This window comes from Hydrogenophaga sp. (assembly GCF_019264445.1).
GTDB lineage: Bacteria > Pseudomonadota > Gammaproteobacteria > Burkholderiales > Burkholderiaceae_C > Hydrogenophaga.
Map to the genome: position 1 here is coordinate 31,168 of NZ_JAHVAB010000015.1, position 20,868 is coordinate 52,035.

Sequence of the window (20,868 nt, forward strand, 5' to 3'; positions counted from 1 at the left end):
GCCTGTTGCAATGGTGCTGCGCTCACGGCTGTGATGCGCAGCACCCATCGAACAGAAAGGAAGCGCCACCATGGCCGACATCATTTACCCGTGCTACCGGGAAACCAAGGACCACAAAGGCCAGTGGTACTGGGTCTATTACGCGAAGAACGGCAAGGCGATCGCGCGCAGCAGCGAGAGCTATGTTCACCAGAAGGATTGCACGCACTCGATCGAGCTCATGAAGACCTCCCGGGCCGACCCGGTGTTTCTGGAGGGTTGAACGGCGCGCGGCTCAGGCCGCGCCGTTTTTGTACTTGATGCTGCAGCCATAGGCGCGGCTGGTGGCGACGCTCACCGGCTTGCCCGCGCGCAGTTCGGCCAGGCCCTGGCGCACGTAGTTGGTGGCCTTGGAAATGTCGTCCACCCGCGCCGAGGGAATGCTGTCGATGCCGCCGGCGTACACCAGCAGGCCTTGGGCGTTGACGATGTACATGTGCGGCGTGACGCGCGCGCCATAGGCTTCGCCCACCTTGCCGTCTTCGTCCATGAGGGTGGCGGTGGGGCTGGCCTTTTGCTCGGTCATCCAGCGGCCGAGCTGGGAGGGGGACTGGTAGTCCGCGCTGTCGTCGCGCGTGGAGTTGATCGCCAGCCACACGGCACCCTGGCCCGTGGCCTCCTTCTGCAGCGCCTGCATGTTGCCCTGGTAGTGCTTGCGCACGAAGGGGCAGCCCGGGTTGTTCCACTCCAGCACCACGGTCTTGCCCTTGAAGTCGGAGAGCTTCACCGGCTTGCCGGCGGTGTCGGTCAAGGTGAAGTCGGGCGCGGCCTGGCCCAGGCCGGGGGCGGCGATGGCCGGCGTGACCAGCAGCGTGCCCAGGGGTGAAAAAGCGGCGAAGGCGAGCAGGGGACGGCGTTGCATGGGGAAACCTCCTGAAGGCGGACGATTGAAACGGAGCAGCGCTGGCCTACAAACCCGCCAGCGCGGCGCGAACCTCCTCGACACGAAGCACTTCGGTCAGCACCTGCGGGGCCTGACCGTTCTTGTAGATCGCATACACCGGCACGCCGTTGCGTCCCAGGCTGGCCAGCGCCGCCGTGACGTCGGGGTCGCGGCGCGTCCAGTCGGCGCGCAGCAGCGCCACGTTCTTGCGCGCCATGTCGCCGAGCACGCTGGCATCGGCGAGCGTGGTGCGCTTGTTGTACTGGCAGGTCACGCACCAGGCGGCGGTGAAGTCGACAAACACCGGGCGGCCCTGCGCCACCAGTTCGGCCTGCGCCTGCGGGCTCCAGGGTTGCCAGCTCACGCCTTCCACGGCGGTGGCCACGGCCTGGCCGGGCGTGGCGTCTTGCAGTCGGATCACGTTGGGACCGATCGCCCAGCCCAGCCACGCCAGACCCGCCAGCGAGAGCCCGGCGATCACGGTGCGCCCGCGCCCGCGCAAGCCCAGCGCCCACACCAGCAGCGCCAGCACCACCAGCAGCATGAGCAGCGCGGCCGCGCCGTCGATGCCGCTTTGCTGGCCGAGCACCCACAGCAACCACACCACCGTGGCAAACATCGGGAAGGCCATGAGGTGGCGGAAGGTGTTCATCCAGGCGCCGGGGCGGGGCAGCGCCCGTGCCACCGCCGGCACCCAGCTGGCCAGCAGGTAGGGCAGCGCCATGCCCAGGCCCAGCGCACCAAACACCGCCAGCGCCTGCGCGGCCGGCAGGGCGATGGCCAGGCCGAGCGAGGCGCCCATGAAAGGTGCGGTACAGGGCGATGCGATGGCCGTGGCCAGAACGCCCGTGAGGAAGGCATCGCCAGTGGGGTGGCGCGCCTGCAGGCTGGCCACGCGGCTGGGCAGCACATGGCCAAACTCGAACAGGCCGGCCAGGTTCAGGCCGATCAGCGTGAACAGCGTGGCCAGCACCGCCACCACGGCGGGGCTCTGCAGCTGGAAGCCCCAGCCCAGTTGCTCGCCGGCCGAGCGCAGCCCCAGCAGCAACGCGCCCAGCGCCACGAAAGACAGCACCACGCCGGCGGTGTAGGCCAGGCCGTTGGCCCGGTGGGCGCGCCGGTCCTGTGCGTGCTGGGCGAAGGCCATCACCTTGATGGCCAGCACCGGAAACACGCAGGGCATGAGGTTGAGGATGAGGCCGCCGAGCAGCGCGCCCAACAGCGCTGCGACCAGTGTGAGCGGCGGCGCGCTGCTGACCGGGGCGGCAGCCGACGCGCGCGCGGCGTTGGCGTCCAGCGCAGCCTGGAGCGCCGCCGGCACGGCCACCGGCAGCGGTGCCGCGGCGGGCCAGGTGCCCTGCACCGGCACCTCCAGGCGCACGCCTGGGCTGCCTGGGCCCTGCCCGGGTGGCGAGGCCTGCGCCACCACCAGCGCCATGTGCGCCGGGCTCTCGGCGCGGTGGGGCGAGAGCGGCACGCGCGCGGTCCAGCGCTCACCGTCCCAGGCCTGCGTCCAGGGCTGGCCGGGTTCGATCAGGCCCGGGGCTTCGGGGAAGAACTCCAGCGGCTGGCCGCGCCAGCGGGCCGGTAGGCCGGTGAGCACCACATTCAGGGCGTCTGCTTCGGGCGCCACGCGGCTCTCGCCTGCGGGCTGGTCCTTGGGCGCAGCCTGGAAGCTGGCGTCAAACGCCGCGCCATTCAGGCCGGTGGAGCCCTGCACCGGCAGGCGCAGCGAGAAGTGGCCCTCTTCGGGAATGCACTCCTTGCGGCACACCAGCCAGGCGGCATAGAGCTTGATGTCGATGTGGCTGCCCTTGAAATCGGGCGCCACCGTGAGCGGCACGGGCAGCACCACCGTGCCGTCGTAGCCGTAGTTGGCCAGGTTGCCGATGGGGAACTTGCGCGGGGTGGGCCAGGCAATCGGGCCGGCGCTCACACCGGGTGGCAAGGTCCACTGCAGTTCGGTGGGCAGGCCCGAATCGCCCGAGTTTTTCCAGTAGGTGTGCCACTCGGGCGCGTGGGTGATCTGCAGCCCGACCCAGACCGGCTGACCGGGCGTGGCGCCTTGGGGCGCGTGGGCCAGCAGCTCTGCGCGGGCCTGGTCGCTCTGCACCACGGTCTGGGCGGGGGTGCCCGAGAGCAGGCCCTGGGCCAGCGCGCCCCAGGGGGCGAGCGCCACCAGCAGGGCGACCAGCAGGGCACGCGGAGCGCGCAGGACCGACAAAAAGGCGTTCAGGGACATGGGAGAGCGGGGCGGGGATGCAGAGGGCGGCGGTGCCCACCGGAGGTATGAGGGGCTGGGCCCGCCCAAGTTCCTGGGCGGCGCCGCGCCAATATAAGCGAGGGCTGTTGATTTGTCTGGCGCCGGGGGGCCGGTTTCGGCGCTGCGGCTTCACAGCGCCGCCCTGTTTCGGTACAACACGGCGGGTAGAGGGTTGACCAAGCATGGAGGCCAGTGCATGGGATCGATCGTGGAGCGCGCCCTGTTGCCTTGGGCACAACGCATGCGGACGCGGGTGAACCTGCCCGTGCGCCTGAGCTGGGGTGAGGACGGGGCTTCCTCGCTGGCGCTGGGTGAGTTCGAGCAGCCGCGGGTCGAGATCCGTGTGCGCGACCTGTCGGCGCTGCCGCTGTTGATCGACCCGGGCCTGGACACGCTGGGCCAGGCCTATGTGGAAGGGCTGATCGACGTGGAGGGCACCATGGCGGACATCCTGGCCGTGGCGCACCGCCTGGCCGAGACCGCCGAGCCTGAAGCGGGCCTGCTCGGGCGCCTGCGCCGGCGCTTCTCGCACACGCGGGAGAGTGACAGCGAAGCCATCCAGTACCACTACGACGTGTCCAACGAGTTCTACGCCCAGTGGCTCGACGAGCGCATGGTGTATTCGTGTGGCTACTTCGAACACGGCAACGAAACCCTGGCCGAGGCCCAGGTCAGGAAGATCGACCACATCCTGACCAAGATCCAGCTGCAGCCCGGCCAGCGGCTGCTTGACGTAGGCTGCGGCTGGGGCGCGCTGGTGCTGCGCGCCGCGCAGAAGTTCGGCGCGCGATGCGTGGGCGTGACCTTGTCGAAAAACCAGCACGCGCTGGCGTGCGAGCGGGTCAAGGCCGCTGGCCTGGAAGACCGCATCGAGATCCGCCTGCAGGACTACCGCGACGTGAGCGACGGGCCGTTCGACCGCATCACCAGCGTGGGCATGTTCGAGCACGTCGGCATTGACCATCTGGCGGCCTACTTCGGCCACATGCGCGCGCTGCTCAAGCCCGATGGCTGGGCCATGAACCACGGCATCACCAGCACCGACGCGTTTGACGGCGAAACCCGCCACGGTGGCGGCGCGTTCATTGACCGCTATGTGTTCCCGCAGGGCGAGCTGCCGCACATCGGCACGGTGCTGCGCACCATGCAGGAAGGCGGGCTGGAAGCGTTTGACGTGGAAAGCCTGCGCCGCCACTACATGCGCACCACGCAACTCTGGAGCGAAGCGTTCGAAGCCCACACCGACCGCATCCGGCCGCTGGTGGACCCGAAGACGTGGCGCATCTGGCGCATCTACCTGGCGGGCTGTGCCTGGGCCTTCGAGCACGACGAGGTGTCGATCTACCAGGTGATCTGCCGACCCGCAGGCCTGGGCGCGCAGGGGCTGCCGTGGTCGCGGCGGTACATCTACGGTTGAGGCCTGCGGCGCAGGCGGAGCGCGGGCTTAAGATGCGCGCATGCCCGCCCCCACCCGCTTCTGGTCCGAGCTCTCCACCGCCGATTTCGCCACGCTGGACACCGCACGCGCCATCGCCGTGCTGCCCGTGGCTGCCATCGAGCAGCATGGCCCGCACCTGCCGCTCTCGGTCGACACGGACATCGTCAACGGGGTGGCGCAAGCCGCCGTGCCGCACATTGCCGCCGATCTGCCCGTGCTCTTCCTGCCCACGCAGGCCGTGGGTTTCAGCCCTGAGCACACCCGCTTTGGCGGCACGCTCACCCTCAAGATCGAGACCCTGCTGCGCGTCTGGACCGAGCTGGCCGAATGCGTGGCCGCCAGCGGTGTGAAGAAGCTCGTGCTGTTCAACGCGCACGGCGGTCAGGTGGGTGCGCTCGACCTCGTGGCGCGCGACCTGCGCGCGCGCCTGGGCATGCTGGTCTACAGCGTGAACTGGTTTCACCTGCCGCTGCGCGATGCCCAGGGCAACGACCTCAACGCGATGTTCAGTGCCGAAGAGCACCGCTTCGGTATCCACGGCGGCGAGATCGAAACCTCGCTGATGCTGGCCCTGGCGCCCGAGCGCGTGCGCATGGCGCAGGCTGCCTCATTTCGCTCCACGGCCCAGGACCGCGCGCAGCAGTTTCCCATTCTGGGCAACGGCAAGAGCGCCAAGCTGGCCTGGCAGATGCAGGACTACAACGTGCAGGGCGCGGTGGGCAACGCCAGCGCCGCCACCGCCGACAAGGGCCGCGCGGTGCTCGAAGCGGCCGGCCGTTCGCTGGCGCAGTTGTTCAGCGAGATCGACCAGCTCCCGCCCGACACCCTCACCGGGCACACCGCTTTCCCACGCCAGGGCTGACCCGCCTGCTGCCGCGTGCGCGTCACGCGTACGTGACCCACTCGCGAAAGTCGGCGCGGTCCAGGTGCGGCAGCGTGTTGTAGCTCAGCAGCGAATGGCGTTTGGGGTTGAACTGGAACTCCGTCACCGCGCTGTTGCGGATGCGCAGGTTCAGTTCGATGGTGGCCTCCGGGCTCAGGCCCAGCACGTGGCCCACGGCAGTGGAGATCGGCCCGCCGCTGGAGACGAGCAGCACGTTCTGGCCATGGTGGTGGGCGCGCACGTGGTCGAGCGCGCTGGTGATCCCCCGCACGAACTCGTTGTAGCTCGGCATGCCTTGCGGGCTCACCGTGCCCGCCATCCACTGGGTGAGGCCATCGCGCAGCAGCCGGAAGTGATGGCGGTAGAGCTCGGGGGCTTCTTCGGCGTTGCGCGGCTTCTGCAGCGGGTGGGGGTGAATGGCGCGGATCACGGCTTCGCTGTCGTACTCGTTGAGGCCCGGCCAGGCCAGGGGCTCATGCGCGAAGCCCGCACCTTCGGCAATGCCCGCCCAGGTCTGTTGATGCCGGCGCAGCGTGCCCGTGATCACCGCGTCGAACACCATGCCGCGCTCGGCCCAGTAGCGGCCCAGCTGCACGCTCTGCCGCTGGCCCATCTCGCTGAGCTGGTCGTAGTCGTCCGCACCAAACGAGGCCTGGCCGTGGCGCACAAGGTAGAGGGTTCCCATGGGCGGCATTCTGTGGCGCACGCGGGTCGACTTTTGTCCCGGCAGCGACTGCGTGGCGCGGGGCAGTCGCGCAGGTGTCTGTGAGCGAAGGTGCGCGATTCGTGACGGAATGCGGAGGCTGGAACTCGCTGGGCTTTGCGGTCCTTTTTGCGGCCTAGGCGGCGGCGCCCCTGTGCTTCAATCATTGGCATGTGCGTCTCTCACCGTGCCTATGCCTTTTGACATGCCCACCCTGCTCGCGCTGCGGGTGGGCTTTCACACGCTGGTTGCCCTGGCCTTTTTTGCGCAGATGAGGCGCTACCCCACCATTGGTGGGCCGGGCTGGTGGGCGCTCTCCGCGCTGGCGGCCATCGTGGGTTCGATCGGGTTCTGGTTCCGGGACAGCTGGCCCGATGCCGTCACCTACGGCGTGGGCAACGCATCGCTGTGCATCGCGCCCATGCTGGCCTGGCTGGGCCTGCGCAGCCACCTGCATTTTTCCCTGCCGCTGCGCCGTGCGGCGCTGGCCGCGCTGGCCATGCTGTTGATCCAGGTGCTCAGCGTTTCGGTATGGGACCTCCCGCTGGTGCGCCAGGGCCTGTTTGCGTTGTCGGTGCTGGTGACGATGGGCCTGGGTTACCGCGACCTGACGCGCGCCGATCCGCAGCGCCGGGTGCCCGAGATACAGGCCCTCAAGCTGCTGACCGCGGTCGAGTTTCTGGCCATGGTCGGTTTTGTGGCGGCGGCACCGGTGGCCGGGCTGCCCTTGCCACAGGTGGCTGCCGCCACCATGTTCTTCTTCCTGCTCTCCGGGCTGCTGCGCGTGGTGCTGTTCGGTGCGCTCGTGACCTACCAGCTGCGCCTGGAGGGCGATCGCGCGCGCCAGGGTTTGCAGATTCGCGAGGCCGATTCGCGCGCCTTGATCGACAACCTCAGCGCCGGTGTGGTCGTGTACCGGCCCAACCACACGATCTCCAGCATCAACAGCGCGGCCCGCCGCTTCTTTGGCTGGAGCGAAGGCGGCGCGAATTCGGCCCTGCCCGAGCCGACGGGCCCGGGCTGGCAGATGCTGCGCGAAGACGGGCAGCCCATGCGCCTGCACGACATGCCCTTCGAGCGCGTGCTGGCCACCGGCCTGCCGGTGAAAAACGTGGTGGTGGGCGTGCCCGTGGGCGATGGCGACGATGTGCGCTGGGCGGTGTGCAACGCGTACCCCGAGAACAACGCCCAGGGCGGCCTGCGCCATGTGGTGCTCACCTTCATCGACATCACCTCGCTCAAGGTCGCGCAGAGCGAGCAGAAGGCGCTGCAGGCGCAGCTCTCGCAGTCGCAGAAGATGGAAGCGCTGGGCACGCTGGCGGGCGGTGTGGCGCACGACTTCAACAACATCCTGGCGGCCATCCTGGGCAACGCCGATCTGGCCCGGCAAGACCTCTCCCGCGAAGCGCCTGCGCGCGAGAGCCTGCACGAAATCAGCACCGCTGCGCGCCGCGGGCGCGAGCTGGTGCGGCAGATTCTGGCCTTCAGCCGCCAGCAGCCCGCCGAGCGCACCCGCGTCGATGTGGGTGCCATCCTGGCCGAGACCTGCGGGCTCATGCGCGCGGCCACGCCACCGCAGGTGCAATTGCTGTACGACCGCCACCCGGAGACGCCCGACATCCTGGCCGACGCCACCCAGCTCGGACAGGTGCTCATCAATCTGTGCACCAACGCCATCCACGCGCTCGAGGGGCGCTCCGGCCGCGTCGAGTGCCATGTCGACGGCTTGCCCGGCAACGACCCGCGCCTGCCTGCGGACATGGCCCGGGCGTGCGCCAAAGGCGGCGTGGACGCCGTTCGCCTGCGCGTGAGCGACAACGGCTGCGGCATGACCGAGGCGGTGCGCAGCCGCATTTTTGAACCCTTTTTCACCACCCGCGTGGTGGGCCGGGGCACGGGCCTGGGCCTGCCGGTGGTGCTGGGCATCGTGCAGGTGCACGGTGGCACGATCGAAGTGGAGAGCGAGCCCGGGCAGGGCACCACGTTCACGCTGTACTTTCCGGCGGCGCCCAAGGGAGCGGCGTGGTCGTCTCATGGCAGTGGTGTTGGACAGACCTCTGGCGATCCCGTCACAATGGCCCCTCGCCCGCCCGACGGCCCCGAGACCGACCCAATGGAGAGCCCACCCATGGCCGAAGCCCCGCCAGCGGACCCGCCCCACATCCTGTATCTCGACGACGACGACACCCTGGTGTTTCTGGTGCGCCGTCTGCTGGAGCGCCGCGGCTACCGTGTGACCGCCTTCACCGACCAGCAACAGGCCATCAAGGCCGTGAGCGAGGCACCGCAGCAGTACCACCTGCTGCTGACCGACTACAACATGCCGGGCATGTCGGGGTTGGACGTGGCGCGCGCGGTGCTGGCCATTGCCCCGGAGCTGCCGGTGGCCGTGGCCTCGGGCTACATCACCGACGAGCTGCAGACCGAAGCCCGGGCGGCCGGTGTGCGCGAGGTGGTGTTCAAGACCGATGCGGTCGAGGCGTTCTGTGAGGTGGTGGCGCGCCTCGCACGCCCTGCCTGATCATCCCCGGCCGCCCAGCACGTCGGCCATCACGTCGCTGTCGACGTTGCCCCCGCACAGCGTGGTGCCCACCACCTGACCCTTCAACTGCTCACGCTCCTGCCAGGCGGCGGCAAAGCTGGCCGCTCCAGCCCCTTCGGCCACGTTGTGCGTGTCGGCAAACAGCAGGCGCATGGCATGCGCCACCTCGGCGTCGCTCACCTGCACGATGCGCTCCAGGTGCGGCATGAGCACCGCAAGCGCTTCGGCATCGGCGACGCGGCAGGCCATGCCGTCGGCCAGCACGGTGCTCACCGGCGCCTCCACCACGCGACCGGCGGCCCACGAATCGGCGTAGGTGGTGGCGTGGGCGCTGACCACGCCCACCAGGCGCACCCGGTGGCCCAGCGCCAGCTTGGCCGCGATGGCCGAGCAAGCGCCCGAGCCCTGGCCGATGGGCACATAGACCACATCGAGCGCGGGCACGGCGCGGAAGAATTCCCACCAGTACGTGCTGACGCCGCGCAACAGGTCGAAGTGAAAACTCGGCACCATGTGCGCGCCGCGGTCGGCGGCGAGCTGCATCGCGTGCTCGCGGCTGGCCTGAAAGTCGTCGCCATGCTCGATGAGTGTGGCGCCCAGGGCGCGCATGGCCGCGTTCTTTTCCACCGAGTTGCCGCGCGGCACGACGATGGTGCAGGCCACGCCATGGGCGCGAGCCGCCCAGCCAATGCTCTGGCCATGGTTGCCGCGCGTGGCGCTGATCACTTCGCGCGGCAACTCGCCGCGCGCCTTGAGCTGGTCGAAGTAGGTCAGGCCGCCGCGGATCTTGAACGCGCCCACCGGGGTGTGGTTCTCGTGCTTGACCCAGCAGTCCGTGCCCAGCCGCGCGCTCAGCGTGGCCCAGCGGTACTGCGGCGTGGCCGCAAATTCGCGGTAGACCACCTGGGCGGCGGCTTCGATGTCTTGCAGGTGGGGCAGCGTGTGGTTCATGGCGGTGACAACAGTGAAAAGCGCCCGCGCGCCGGGGTGTCGAGCTCGACGGCCAGCCCCGCCGGGCCATCGCTCACACCGATGTCGGGCAGGCCGATGGCTTGCAGCGCGGCGCGCAGGCCGGCCGCGCCGGGGTGGCGCAGGTGCAGGCGGCGCAGCACCGCGCCGCAGCCAGGCATGTGCGCGGTCGGGTGCGTGCCGTTCCACTGGATCAGCGTGGGCAGGGCGCCGTTGAACAAGCGTTGGCCGTCGTCGCGCACGCTGATGCGCCACTGCAGCAAGCCGTGCGCCGTCTGGCGCGAGGCGCTCACCACCGGGCCGCGCTGGATGCCGATGGCGCCCAGCGACGCAAGGGCGGTGTCGATGTCGGGCACGCGCGCGACCCAGTGCACCAGCTGCGGCCCGTCGCGGCGCAGCCGCTGCTGCAGCGCCGGCTCGTCCAGGTCGAACCAGCGGCGCTGGGTCGGCGGGCGCGTGGGCGTGGCTTTCGGGTCGATGGCGATCACCTCCAGGTAGGCCGCTGGAGCGTCCACCGCGTCGAGGCGCAGCAGCCGGTTGTGCGTGCCAAACAGCGGGTGCTCCCCGCCCGCGCCCGGCGTGATGCCCAGCGTTCGTTCGCACCAGGCCACGCCCTCGTCGAGCGTGTGTGCGGCGACCACCAGGTGGTCGATGTGCGCGCGGGTGTCAGCCACGGCGCGCCGCCCGGGTCACAGCGTCACCTCGCCGGCGATGCAGGTCACGCTGGCGCCGCCGACCCAGACCGTGCCGTCGGCATCGCGGTCGAGGTGCACGCGGCCCGCCCGGCCCATGGCGGCGCCCTGCGCGGCGATGTAGTTCGCTGGCGCCAGGCCCGCTCCCATCAGCCACTGCGCCACGGCCGCGTTGAGGCTGCCGGTGACCGGGTCTTCGCTGAGGCTTTGCAGGCCGGGGAAGAAGGCGCGCACCTCAAAAGCGGTGTCGGCGCCGGTGGCTTGCGGGCCCACCAGGCCGATATCCAGACCGGCCAGTGCCACGGGGTCGGGCCGCACCGAGAGCACCTGCTCGGCCGAGCGCAGCATCACCCCGCGCCAGCCCGGGCCGTTGTCGCACCAGGCATGCGCCACGATGTCGTTGCGCTCGATGCCCAGGCCTTGTGCGATCAGCGCCACGTCGGCGTCGTCCAGCGGCCCGCTGCGGCGCAGGGGTGGCGCGGCGAAAGCGAGGCGTTCGCCGTCGCGCCGGATGCGCACCAGGCCCACGCCACATTCCTGCACCACGTGCTGCCCGGCGCGGGGCTGGCCGCCCGCGGTCAGCCAGGCGTGGCAGGTGCCCAGCGTGGGGTGACCGGCGAAGGGCAGCTCGCGCCCCGGGCAGAAGATGCGCACGCGGTAGTCGGCACCGGCCGCGTGGCCTTCGGCGGTGGGCGGCAGCACGAAGGTGCATTCCGAGAGGTTCGTCCAGTCGGTGAAGTGCTGCATGGCCTCGGTGCTCAGGCCCGTGCCGTCGAGCACCACGGCCAACGGGTTGCCGAGGTACGGCGTGGCGGTGAACACATCGACTTGTTGAAACGGGCGCGCGGTCATGGGGCTTTCTCCGGGGGTTCAGGACAGGGGCAGATCGAGCACGCCGCGGCTGGCGGGCAAGGCCAGCCAGCCGGCGTACCAGCGCTCCAGGTGCGGCCACGACGGGCGCGGCTGCGGCAGGCCCCACCAGCGGTGCACTTCGCAGGCGATGGGGATGTCGGCCATGGTGAGCGCGTCGCCCGCCATGAAGGGCTGGCGCGCGAGGTGCGCATCCAGCAGGGCGAACAAGGGCTCGGTGGCCGCCACCGACTGCGCGATCACCCCGGCGCTGCGTTGCTCCGCGGGTGTGCGGAACCATTGCCTGAAGGCGGCGCTGCCCGCCGGGTTGAGCGTGGTCTGCTGCCAGTCCATCCAGCGTTCGGCATTGAAGCGCTGCACCAGGTCGATGGGGTAGAGCGCGTGTGTGTCCGCGCCGTAGCGCGCGCTGAGGTATCGCACGATGGCGTTGCTCTCCCAGAGTGTGAAGTCACCGTCTTGCAGCAGCGGCACCAGGCCGTTGGGATTGTTCGCGCGGTACTCGGGTGTGTTCACCACGCCGTGGGCGAGGCCAGCGTCGGTGCGCGGCAGCTCCAGGCCGAGCACCTGCGCGCACAGCACGACCTTGCGCACGTTGATCGAACTCAGACGGCCCCAGAGGTGCAGCATGGTGTTCAGCCTTTGTGTTGTTCGCGAATGGCCTGCGCCAGCGCGGCGATGCCGATGCGGATCTGCTCGACGCTGGCCGTCACGAAGCTCAGCCGCAGCGTGCGTGCGTCGGGCTCGCTGGCGTAGAACGCAGCGCCGGGCACGAAGGCCACGCCCTTGTCCACGGCGTGCGGCAGCAGGTCGATGGCGCTCATGCCTGCGGGCAGGCGCACCCACAGGAACATGCCGCCGTCGGGCGAGTTCCACTGCACGTCCAGCCCGCTCATGTGCTCGGTCAGGCTGCCCAGCATGGCCGCGCACTGGCTTTTGTAGAGCGCGCGGATGGTGGGCACGTGGCGGTCCAGAAAGCCGTCCTTGATCACCTCGGCCACCATGCGCTGGTTGAAGCCCGGGCTGTGCAGGTCGGCCGCCTGCTTGGCCTGCAGCAGTTTGGGGAACACCGACGGCGGCGCGACGATGAAGCCCAGCCGCAGGCCCGGTGCGAGCACCTTGGAAAACGAGCCGAGGTAAATGCCGCCTTGCGGGTTGCGCGCGGTGAGCGGCAGTGGCGGCGGCGTGTCGAACCAGAGGTCGCCATAGGGGTTGTCTTCCACGATGGGCAGGCCCAGCGCGGCGGCGCGCTCCACCAGCGCGGCGCGGCGTGCCTCGCTCATGCTGCGCCCGGTCGGGTTCTGGAAGTTGGGCAGCACATACAGGAAGCGCGCGCGGTCGGCGCCCTGGCCGCACAGGCGCTCGAGGTCGTCCACGTCGATGCCTTCGGCGTCGCTGGCCACGGCTTCAATGGTGGGCTCCATGGGCGTGAAGGCCTGCAGCGCGCCGAGGTAGGTGGGCGTTTCCACCAGCACACGGCTGCCGGTATCGACCAGCACCTTGGCCACCAGGTCCAGGCCCTGCTGGCTGCCGGTGGTGATCAGCACTTGCGCCGGGTCCACCGCCCAGGGCAGTTGCGCGGCCACCGCTTCGCGCAGCGGCGCGTAGCCTTCGCTGGCGGCGTATTGCAGCGCGGCCTGCCCGTCCTCGCGCAGCACCTTGGCACAGGCCTCGCCAAATGCGCTCACCGGAAAGGTTTTGGGCGAGGGCAGGCCGCCCGCAAAACTGATGATCCCCGGCTTCTCGGTGACCTTGAGGATTTCGCGGATCACCGACGGGTTCATGCGCTCGGCGCGGCGCGCCAGGGTCCAGGCCGTGGTGGGGTGGGGCAGGTCGTTGGGTTTCATCAGGGTCTCCGTTCAAATGCGTTCGGGTGTGGGACGGGCGTGCACAGGCATTTTCTTTCCCATGAAGACGGTGGCAATCACCGCCACGGCAAACCCGAGCGTGACGGCATCCAGCCGCTCGCCGAGCAGGGGCACCGCCATCAGCATGCCCAGGAAAGGCTGCACCAGCTGAATCTGGCTCACACGCACCGTGCCGCCCAGCGCCAGGCCGCGGTACCAGGCAAAAAAGCCCAGCCACATGGAGAACACGGCGGTGTAGGCGAAGCCCCACCAGGCGGAGGCATTGAGCGCGGTGGTGGGGCGCGTCACCACGGCCAGCGGCAGCGTGATCGGCAGCGCGATGAGCAGCGCCCAGCAGATCACGTGTTCGGCGCGCATGCGCTGCGACAGGCGCGCGCCATACGCGTAGCCCACCGCCGCGCAGAGCATGGCGGCCAGCAGCAGCATGTCGGCCGGGTGCAGCGTGAGGCCCGCACTGCCCGAGCGCAGCACGGCAAAGCCCACCACGAGCGCGCTGCCCAGCACTGCGCACAGCCAGAAGCCGGTGGACGGGCGCTGGCGGTGCAGCAGGGCGGCCACGGCCGCTGTGGCCAGCGGCAGCACGCCCACGATCACGCTGGCGTGCACCGCTTCCACGTAGCGCATGGCGACCGACGTGAACAGCGGGAAGCCGAACACCACGCCGCCGGCGGTGATGGCCAGGGGCAGCAGGTCTTCGCGCCGGGGGCGTGGAGCGCGCGTGGCCCACAGAAATGCCGCCGAGAGCGCAGCGGCCACCACGGCCCGGCCCAGCGCGATGAACACGCCCGACATCTGCGGCGCCTCCACCGTGCCCACGGCCAGCCGCGTCATGGGCAGCGTGAGCGCAAAGATCACCACGCCCAGCAGGCCGAGCAACAGGCCTTTGTTGGCCGGCTGGTCGAGCCAGCGGGTGGGTGAGAGCGTTTGTGTGTTCATACCGTGAGCATCCAGAGAGCGGTGGCCACCAGCACCAGCGCCAGCACGCGGTTGAACCACACCAGCCGCGCGCCCTGCGAAAGCCACTGGCGCAGCAGCGAGCCCGCCACGGCGTAGGTGAAGTTGCTCGTGAAGGCAAAGAACATCATCACCACGCAGATGATCGCCAGCCGCTCGCCGGGGTTGGGCGCGGGCAGGCCGCCGGCGTTGACGACCCAGCCCGCAGTGAGCGTGAGCGCCAGCATCCAGGCCTTGATGTTGAGAAACTGCAGCCCCACGCCTTGCAGGAAGGTGACATTGAGCCGGGCGCTGTCCACCTCCGACAGGCGCGACGCGCCGGCCAGCTTCCATGCCAGCCACAGCATGTAGGCCACGCCGAACAGCTTCACGCCCCAGCGCAGCGCCGGCACGCCGAGCACCAGCGCACCCAGGCCGAGCCCGCAGGCCAGCATGAGCAGCGTCCACCCCGCCGGCACGGCCAGGCAAAAGCGCAGGGCGCGCTTGAGGCCGAGGTTGGCCGCCAGCGCCGTGGACAGCGTGGTGTTGGGCCCCGGCGAAAAACTCATCGCGGTGCAGAACAGCAAAAGGGCGGTCAGCTCGGTGGCGCTCATGTCTTGGCTTGTCAATGCGGGAGGTTCAATGTAATCTTTCGAGCCAATACACCACCAGTACAGTTGGCCAGCGCACGGGTAGAACTGTATTGGTCGTCGCAACAGTACAGGCTGCCCTGGAAGGATGCCCCCTCATGTTGATGAAGACCTCCGCACAATCCCTGACCGACCAGCTCGCTGCGCGGTTTGCCGACCGCATTCGCAGCCGCCTGTTGCCGCCCGGCTCGCGCCTGCCCTCGGTGCGCCAGTGCGCCCAGCAGCACGGCGTGAGCCCGTCCACCGTGGTGGCCGCTTACGACCAGTTGCTCGCCCAGGGCCTGGTGCACGCCCGCAAGAACCGCGGCTTCTTCGTGCGCGAGATGGCAGCGCCCAGGGCCGAGGGCCCGTCGGGCGAAGCCAAGGCGGCGGCGCGCGCCGGCGCGTCGCCCATCAATGCCACCGCGCTGATTCGCGGCATGTTCCACAAGGTGAGCAACAAGCCGCACCCGGGCATGGGCGTGTTCCCGCCGGACTGGCTGGAATCCACCTTCATGCCCGCCGCGGTGCGCAAGGTGACCAGCGCGCGCGGCTTGCAGGATGTGTCGTTGCAGTACGGCGAACCGCTGGGCGACAGCGGCTTGCGCCGCGTGCTGTCGCAAAAGCTCGCGGGCCTGAACATCCATGCAGAGCCCGACCACATCATCACCACCATTGGCGCCACGCACGCGCTGGACATCGTCAGCCGCACCCTGCTGCGCCCGGGCGACCCCGTGATGGTGGAAGAGCCCGGCTGGGCGGTGGAGTTTGCGCGGCTGGCCGCGCTGGGCATGCGCATCCTGCCGGTGCCGCGCCGCGCCGACGGCCCGGACCTGGACGTGATGGCGAAGTACTGCGAGGCGCACCAGCCCAAGCTGTATGTGAGCGTGAGTGTGTTCCACAACCCCACGGGCTATTGCCTGTCACCTGGCAGCGCGCACCGGCTGCTGCAGCTGGCCAACCAGCACCAGTTCCACATCGTCGAGGACGACACCTACAGCCACATTGCGCCCGAGCACGCCACGCGCCTGACGGCACTCGACGGCTTGCAGCGCACGATTTACGTGAGTGGTTTCGCCAAGATTCTGGCGCCCAACTGGCGCATCGGCTACCTGGCGGCGCCGCCGGCGCTGGTGGAGCCGCTGCTGGACACCAAGCTGCTGTCCACCCTGACCACGCCCGCGCTGCTGGAGAAGGCGCTGGCCCTGTGCATCGAGCAAGGCCAGCTGCGCCGCCACGCCGAGCGCATCCGCACGCGCCTCGATGCCGCGCGGGCGCGCAGCGTCAAGCTGGCGCTGGGGGCGGGCTGTACGTTCGCGGCCGAGCCGGTGGGGCTGTTTGGCTGGGTCGATACCGGGGTGGACACCGATGCGCTGGCGCAGCGCATGCTGGACGAGGGCTACCTGATCGCCCCCGGCGCGCTGTTTCACGCGGCGCGTGCACCGAGCACGCTCATGCGCATCAACTTCACAACCGCGCAGGACGCGGCGTTCTGGCGCGTGTTTGCCCGTTTGCGCGCTGCGGCCTGAGCCGGCCGCGGCCTCAGAGGCGGGTGTCGAACAGGTCGCGGCCGCCCGAGGCGAGCAGCTGGGCGAGCGTCATGTCGATCTGGCGCGCTTCGGCTTGCAGCAGCGGCAAAGCGCGGGCAAAAAGCTGCCAGTCGCCGGAGCGCGCTGCCAGCTCCAGGCCTTTGGCCAGGCGCGCGCCGCGTTCGGCGGTCATGCTGCCCAGCGAGCCTTTGAGGCCGTGCGCATGCGCAATGGCGGCGGCCGTGTCGCGAGACGCCAAGGCCTGCTGCAACTGAATCTGGCGCGACGCCAGATCCGCGCGCATGGCGTGCGCCAGTTCACTCAGCGTGTCTTCGTCGCCGTCCAGCCGGCGCAGCAATTTTTCCAGGTCCAGCGCATCGGGGTGCGCAGCATCGCGGGCGGCGGGCGCCGGCATGTCGGCTGGCGCGGCCGCCTGCGGTGCCTCAGGCAGGGGCGCATCCACCTGCGGCGCATCCGCTTCGCCGCTCTGCAGCACCCGTTCCATTTCCTTGATCAGCGCTTGCGGGCTCACGGGCTTGGCCGTGTAGCCGTCCATGCCCGCAGCCAGGCACGCCTCGCGGTCGCCCGGCATGGCGTTGGCGGTGACGGCCACGATCGGTGTGCGCGGCAGCTTGCGGCGCGCTTCGATATCGCGAATCTCCTGCGTGGCCTGCAGGCCGCTCATGCCGGGCATCTGCACGTCCATGAGCACGAGGTCGATGCCGCCCTGTTCCCACTGCGCCACGGCATGCACACCGCCGCGCGCCACACGCACGATGCAGCCCAGCCGCAGCAGCAGCTGGCGCATCATCAGTTCGTTCACCGGGTGGTCTTCGGCCAGCAGGACCACCAGCCCCACGTAACGCGAACTCGCCTGCGCCATTTCCAGCAGCTCGGCCGACGCACTCAGCGGGTTCTGCTCCGCTTGCACTTCGCGCAGCGGGAGCGTCAGCGTGAACGTGCTGCCTTGCTGGTGCGCACTTTGCAGCTCGATGTTGCCGCCCATGAGCCTCGCCAGGCGCACGCAGATGGCCAGGCCCAGGCCGCTGCCGCCGTACGGCCGCGCGGTGGACGCATCGGCCTGCGTGAAGGCCTCGAAGACATTGGCATGGTGTTCTGGTGCAATGCCCACGCCGCTGTCGCGCACCTGCAGCTGCAAGCGCGAAGGCTGCTCGCCGGCCGGTTCCAGGGCGATGGCCCGAACCTCGATGCGGCCACCCCGCGGCGTGAACTTGATCGCATTCGACAGCAGGTTGTTGAGCACCTGGCGCAGGCGCGAGACGTCACCCATCACCCATTGGGGCAGCGTGGGGGAGAGGTCGAACCGGAAGTCCAGCGGTTTCTCGCTGGCCTGTTCGGCAAAGGGCACGATGGCCTGTTCCAGTGCCTGGTGCAGGTCAAAGCGCAGGTTCTCGATGTCGAGCTTGCCCGCCTCGATGCGAGAGAGGTCGAGGATGTTGTTGAGCAGATCCAGCAGACCGTGCGCCGACTGGTCCATCAGCGACACCCAGTTCGACTGATCCGCGTTGAGCGGTGAGTCCATCAGCATGCGCGTCAGGCCCATCAGCGCATTCAGGGGCGTGCGCACCTCGTGGCTGATGTTGGCCAGGAACTCGCTCTTGGCACGGCTGGCCTGGTCGCTCAGGACGCGCGCGCGCTCCGCTTCCTGCTCGATCCGCTTGCGTTCGCCGATGTCCGCCAGGGTGCCCATCAGTCGCAACGGCTTGCCCTTGCTGTCGTGCTCAGCGACCATGCCATGCACTTCCACCCACCGCCATTCGCGGCCGGCGCGCACCCGGTGTTGCACCACCGCGCGCTGGCTGCGGCCTTCGAGCAATGCCGTGATCTCCTCGCGCAGTGACGCCGTGTCGTCGGGGTGCAGGCGGGCACGCAACGCGGCCACGTCCCAGTAACCATCGGTCGCTATGTCGCCCAGCAGTTCGCCCCAGCGCGCGGTCATGAAAACCTGGGTGGCCGGCAGTTGCCAGTCCCACAGGGCCAGACCGGCGGCATCCACCGCCAGTTGCAACCGGTCGCGGGACTCGTCCAGCGCCTCCTCTGCCAACAGGCGGCTGTTCGATTCGCGGTGCATCGCGCCACGCAGCCGGTCGAGCTCCCGGTTCTGCCGATCCACCTCGCCCAACAGCTTTTGCGTGCGTTCGCGCTCCTGCTGGAGCTCGTCCAGCGTGCGTTGCAAATCAAAAGCGAGACGATCAGGCGTCATGGGCATGTGTGAGGTGGGGCGGCGCACAGAGGTTCCTGCGCTGGGTCCTCAGCTGCCGCCAAGCGCTTCCCAGCGCTCCAGCGCCTGAAGCCATTCCCCCTCGACTTCGGCATGGCGGGCGCCAAGTTGAGCTGCGCGGGCAGGATCGCTGTGAAATAGTTGGCCATCCTCGAGGTCTTTGCCAATGGCGGTTTGTTCGCTTTCCAGGGCGGCAATCAGCGCCGGCAAAGCATCGTACTCGCGCTGCTCCTTGTAACTCAGCTTTCTTTTGGCTGCGACAGGCATGGCAGCGGTGGCCTGTCTGGCGGGCGCCGCAGCCGGCGGCGTCGCCGTGGGCGCCTGCGCATCGCGCTCTCGCTGCAAGGCGGCGGAGCGTGCGGACTGGGTCAACCAGTCATTCACGTCGCCGACGTACTCGCGCCACCGGCCCTCTCCCTCGTGCACGAGCGTGCTGGTGACCACGTTGTCGAGGAATCGCCGGTCGTGGCTCACCAGGAACACCGTGCCGTCGTACTGCTGCAGAAGATCCTCCAGCAGTTCCAGTGTGTCGATATCGAGATCGTTGGTGGGCTCGTCGAGCACCAGCACATTGGCAGGCCTTGCAAACAGGCGGGCCAGCAGCAGGCGGTTGCGTTCTCCGCCCGAGAGCGTTCGCACCGGGGCGTTGGCGCGTGCGGGCGAGAACAGGAAGTCGCTCAGGTAGCTCTTCACGTGGGTGCGCTTGCTCCCGATCTCGATCCACTCGCTGCCCGGACTGATGAAGTCCTCCAGGGTGGCGTCCAGGTCCAGCTGGTCGCGCATCTGGTCGAAATACGCCACTGTGACCTTGCTGCCTTGTCGCACCGTACCGCTTGTGGGCGCGAGTTCACCGAGGATGATCTTGAGCAGCGTGGTCTTTCCTGCGCCGTTGGGGCCGATCAGGCCAATCTTGTCGCCGCGCAGGATCGTCGCCGAGAAGTCGCGTATCACGGTGCGCTGTCCACCATCTGCCGTGGCAAACGACTGCGTGACCTTGTCCAGCTCCGCCACGATCTTCCCGCTGCTGTTGCCGCTGGCCACCTCCAGCTTCACGCTGCCCACCGCGTTGCGTCGCTCGGCGCGCTGCTCGCGCAGCCGCTCCAGTCGCGTGATGCGCCCTTGTGCCCGCGTGCGGCGTGCCTCCACACCTTTGCGAATCCACACCTCTTCCTGGGCGAGCAGTTTGTCGGCGCGAGCGTTGATCACAGCCTCCTGCGCCATCTGCTCTTCTTTCAGCAGCTGGTATTGCGCGAAATTGCCCGGGTAACTCAGGAGACGGCCGCGATCCAGTTCGACCATCCGGGTGGCCACGCGGTCCAGAAAGGCGCGATCGTGGCTGATGGTCACCACGCTGCCCTGGTACTCCAGCAGCAACTCCTCCAGCCAGGTGATGCTGTCCAGATCCAGGTGGTTGGTCGGCTCGTCCAATAAGAGCACATCCGGCCGACTGACCAGCGCCTGTGCCAGCGCGACCCGCTTCTTGTTGCCACCCGAGAGCTGCCCTACAAGGACGGAGCCGTCCAGATGAAGCCTCTGGAGCGTCTCCTCCACACGCTGTTCCCAGTTCCAGGCGTCAAGGGCCTCAATGCGGTTCTGCAGCGCATCAAGGTCGAGGTCATCGGCGCCACTGAGATACAGGTCTCTGGCGGCGCGAGCATCTACCAGCCCCACACTGGCAGCCTCGAAAACAGACGACTGCAGGTCCAGCAGGGGCTCTTGAGGCACGTACGCAACGCGCAGACCCGTCTGGACCTGCAGCACACCATCGTCTGCCTTCTCGATAGATGCCAGGATCTTCAGCAGTGATGACTTGCCTGTGCCGTTGCGCCCAATAAGTCCGACCCGCTCTTGGGCCTCAAGAGCAAAGTCGGTGTGGTCGAGCAGGGCGACGTGCCCGAAGGCCAGCTGCGCATCCTGCAAGGTGATAAGTGCCATGAATAACCCGAGTCAAAAGGAGCCCCGATTATCCGTGCCTCACCTTGGCGAGCGATCCCTCAATCCGGAGGCTGCCTATATATAGAGCGGCCGCGCCTGCCTTGTGCTGGCATGCCCACACGAGGGCACCATGAGCTTGGCAGGAGATTGAAAATTTTTTTGGCCAGTTTGACGAGGGGCAAAAATCTGTCGTATACTGCAAGGCTTCGCTGCTCAGAGACGTTCTAGAAAAACGAACCCAGCAGCAAGGCAGACTCAGAAATGAGCAAGTCAAAAAAGTTAGTAAAAACCCTAAAATTTTTGACAGACCTCAAAATTCTGTGTCATAATACGAGGCTCAGCTGATCGCAGCTAAGCAGGCAGACGAAGCGGTGAAGACCGGTGAGTTTGTGGATCATTAAAAACATACAGCCGATAAGCGTGGGCGTTTGAAGGCGATTGCGAAACGGGCTC

The 20,868-nt window shown here is 68.6% G+C and carries 17 protein-coding genes; 5 read left to right on the forward strand and 12 right to left on the reverse strand.

The window, feature by feature from the left end:
- Window positions 1-70: 70 nt before the first annotated feature.
- Window positions 71-262: a DUF1508 domain-containing protein gene (locus tag KXJ60_RS01810; RefSeq protein WP_291123694.1), complete on the forward strand. Its 192-nt coding sequence runs from the start codon at window positions 71-73 to the stop codon at window positions 260-262.
- A 12-nt stretch (window positions 263-274) separates the two neighbouring features.
- Here the strand turns inward: KXJ60_RS01810 and KXJ60_RS01815 are convergent, their stop codons facing one another.
- Entirely contained in the window at window positions 275-901 is a 627-nt protein-coding gene (locus tag KXJ60_RS01815) for a thioredoxin family protein (protein ID WP_291123695.1), read from the reverse strand.
- 46 nt (window positions 902-947) lie between these two features.
- Window positions 948-3,164, reverse strand: a complete 2,217-nt coding sequence (locus KXJ60_RS01820) for a thioredoxin family protein (protein WP_291123696.1) — start codon at window positions 3,162-3,164, stop codon at window positions 948-950.
- Between the two features lie 217 nt (window positions 3,165-3,381).
- On the opposite strand from KXJ60_RS01820, the gene KXJ60_RS01825 reads away from it, so the two are divergent.
- Both KXJ60_RS01825 and KXJ60_RS01830 read left to right on the forward strand, forming a co-directional pair.
- Window positions 3,382-4,602: a cyclopropane-fatty-acyl-phospholipid synthase family protein gene (locus tag KXJ60_RS01825; RefSeq protein ID WP_291123697.1), complete on the forward strand. Its 1,221-nt coding sequence runs from the start codon at window positions 3,382-3,384 to the stop codon at window positions 4,600-4,602.
- A gap of 40 nt (window positions 4,603-4,642) precedes the next feature.
- Complete coding sequence (locus KXJ60_RS01830; protein WP_291123698.1) at window positions 4,643-5,485, forward strand: creatininase family protein; 843 nt, start codon at window positions 4,643-4,645, stop codon at window positions 5,483-5,485.
- A 22-nt stretch (window positions 5,486-5,507) separates the two neighbouring features.
- Here the strand turns inward: KXJ60_RS01830 and KXJ60_RS01835 are convergent, their stop codons facing one another.
- Complete coding sequence (locus KXJ60_RS01835; protein WP_291123699.1) at window positions 5,508-6,191, reverse strand: histidine phosphatase family protein; 684 nt, start codon at window positions 6,189-6,191, stop codon at window positions 5,508-5,510.
- 223 nt (window positions 6,192-6,414) lie between these two features.
- On the opposite strand from KXJ60_RS01835, the gene KXJ60_RS01840 reads away from it, so the two are divergent.
- Complete coding sequence (locus tag KXJ60_RS01840; protein WP_291123700.1) at window positions 6,415-8,730, forward strand: ATP-binding protein; 2,316 nt, start codon at window positions 6,415-6,417, stop codon at window positions 8,728-8,730.
- Here KXJ60_RS01840 and KXJ60_RS01845 read toward each other — a convergent pair whose 3' ends face one another.
- The 7 genes from KXJ60_RS01845 to KXJ60_RS01875 are packed head-to-tail and all read right to left on the reverse strand — an operon-like array spanning window position 8,731 to window position 14,694.
- A complete protein-coding gene (locus tag KXJ60_RS01845) occupies window positions 8,731-9,702 on the reverse strand; it encodes a threonine dehydratase (RefSeq protein ID WP_291123701.1) in 972 nt (323 codons plus the stop codon). It abuts the gene before it with no gap.
- Entirely contained in the window at window positions 9,699-10,394 is a 696-nt protein-coding gene (locus KXJ60_RS01850) for a VOC family protein (protein ID WP_291123702.1), read from the reverse strand. Before KXJ60_RS01850 ends, KXJ60_RS01845 begins: the two co-directional genes overlap by 4 nt.
- Before the next feature lie 15 nt (window positions 10,395-10,409).
- Window positions 10,410-11,264: a PhzF family phenazine biosynthesis protein gene (locus tag KXJ60_RS01855; RefSeq protein WP_291123703.1), complete on the reverse strand. Its 855-nt coding sequence runs from the start codon at window positions 11,262-11,264 to the stop codon at window positions 10,410-10,412.
- Between the two features lie 18 nt (window positions 11,265-11,282).
- Window positions 11,283-11,909 (reverse strand): glutathione S-transferase, encoded by a 627-nt coding sequence (locus tag KXJ60_RS01860; RefSeq protein WP_291123704.1) that lies wholly within the window; start codon window positions 11,907-11,909, stop codon window positions 11,283-11,285.
- A gap of 5 nt (window positions 11,910-11,914) precedes the next feature.
- Complete coding sequence (locus tag KXJ60_RS01865) at window positions 11,915-13,126, reverse strand: PLP-dependent aminotransferase family protein (RefSeq protein ID WP_291123705.1); 1,212 nt, start codon at window positions 13,124-13,126, stop codon at window positions 11,915-11,917.
- Window positions 13,127-13,138: 12 nt separating this feature from the next.
- Window positions 13,139-14,083, reverse strand: a complete 945-nt coding sequence (locus KXJ60_RS01870; RefSeq protein ID WP_291123706.1) for a DMT family transporter — start codon at window positions 14,081-14,083, stop codon at window positions 13,139-13,141.
- Entirely contained in the window at window positions 14,080-14,694 is a 615-nt protein-coding gene (locus tag KXJ60_RS01875; RefSeq protein WP_291123707.1) for a LysE family translocator, read from the reverse strand. The genes KXJ60_RS01870 and KXJ60_RS01875 overlap by 4 nt, the downstream gene beginning before the upstream one ends.
- Window positions 14,695-14,828: 134 nt before the next feature.
- Between KXJ60_RS01875 and KXJ60_RS01880 the strand changes: the two genes are divergently transcribed.
- Entirely contained in the window at window positions 14,829-16,238 is a 1,410-nt protein-coding gene (locus tag KXJ60_RS01880) for a PLP-dependent aminotransferase family protein (protein WP_291123708.1), read from the forward strand.
- Between the two features lie 13 nt (window positions 16,239-16,251).
- Here the strand turns inward: KXJ60_RS01880 and KXJ60_RS01885 are convergent, their stop codons facing one another.
- On the reverse strand, window positions 16,252-18,462 hold the full coding sequence (locus tag KXJ60_RS01885; protein ID WP_291123709.1) for an ATP-binding protein: 2,211 nt from the start codon (window positions 18,460-18,462) through the stop codon (window positions 16,252-16,254).
- A gap of 48 nt (window positions 18,463-18,510) precedes the next feature.
- A complete protein-coding gene (gene abc-f / locus KXJ60_RS01890; protein ID WP_291123710.1) occupies window positions 18,511-20,415 on the reverse strand; it encodes a ribosomal protection-like ABC-F family protein in 1,905 nt (634 codons plus the stop codon).
- Window positions 20,416-20,868: the final 453 nt, after the last annotated feature.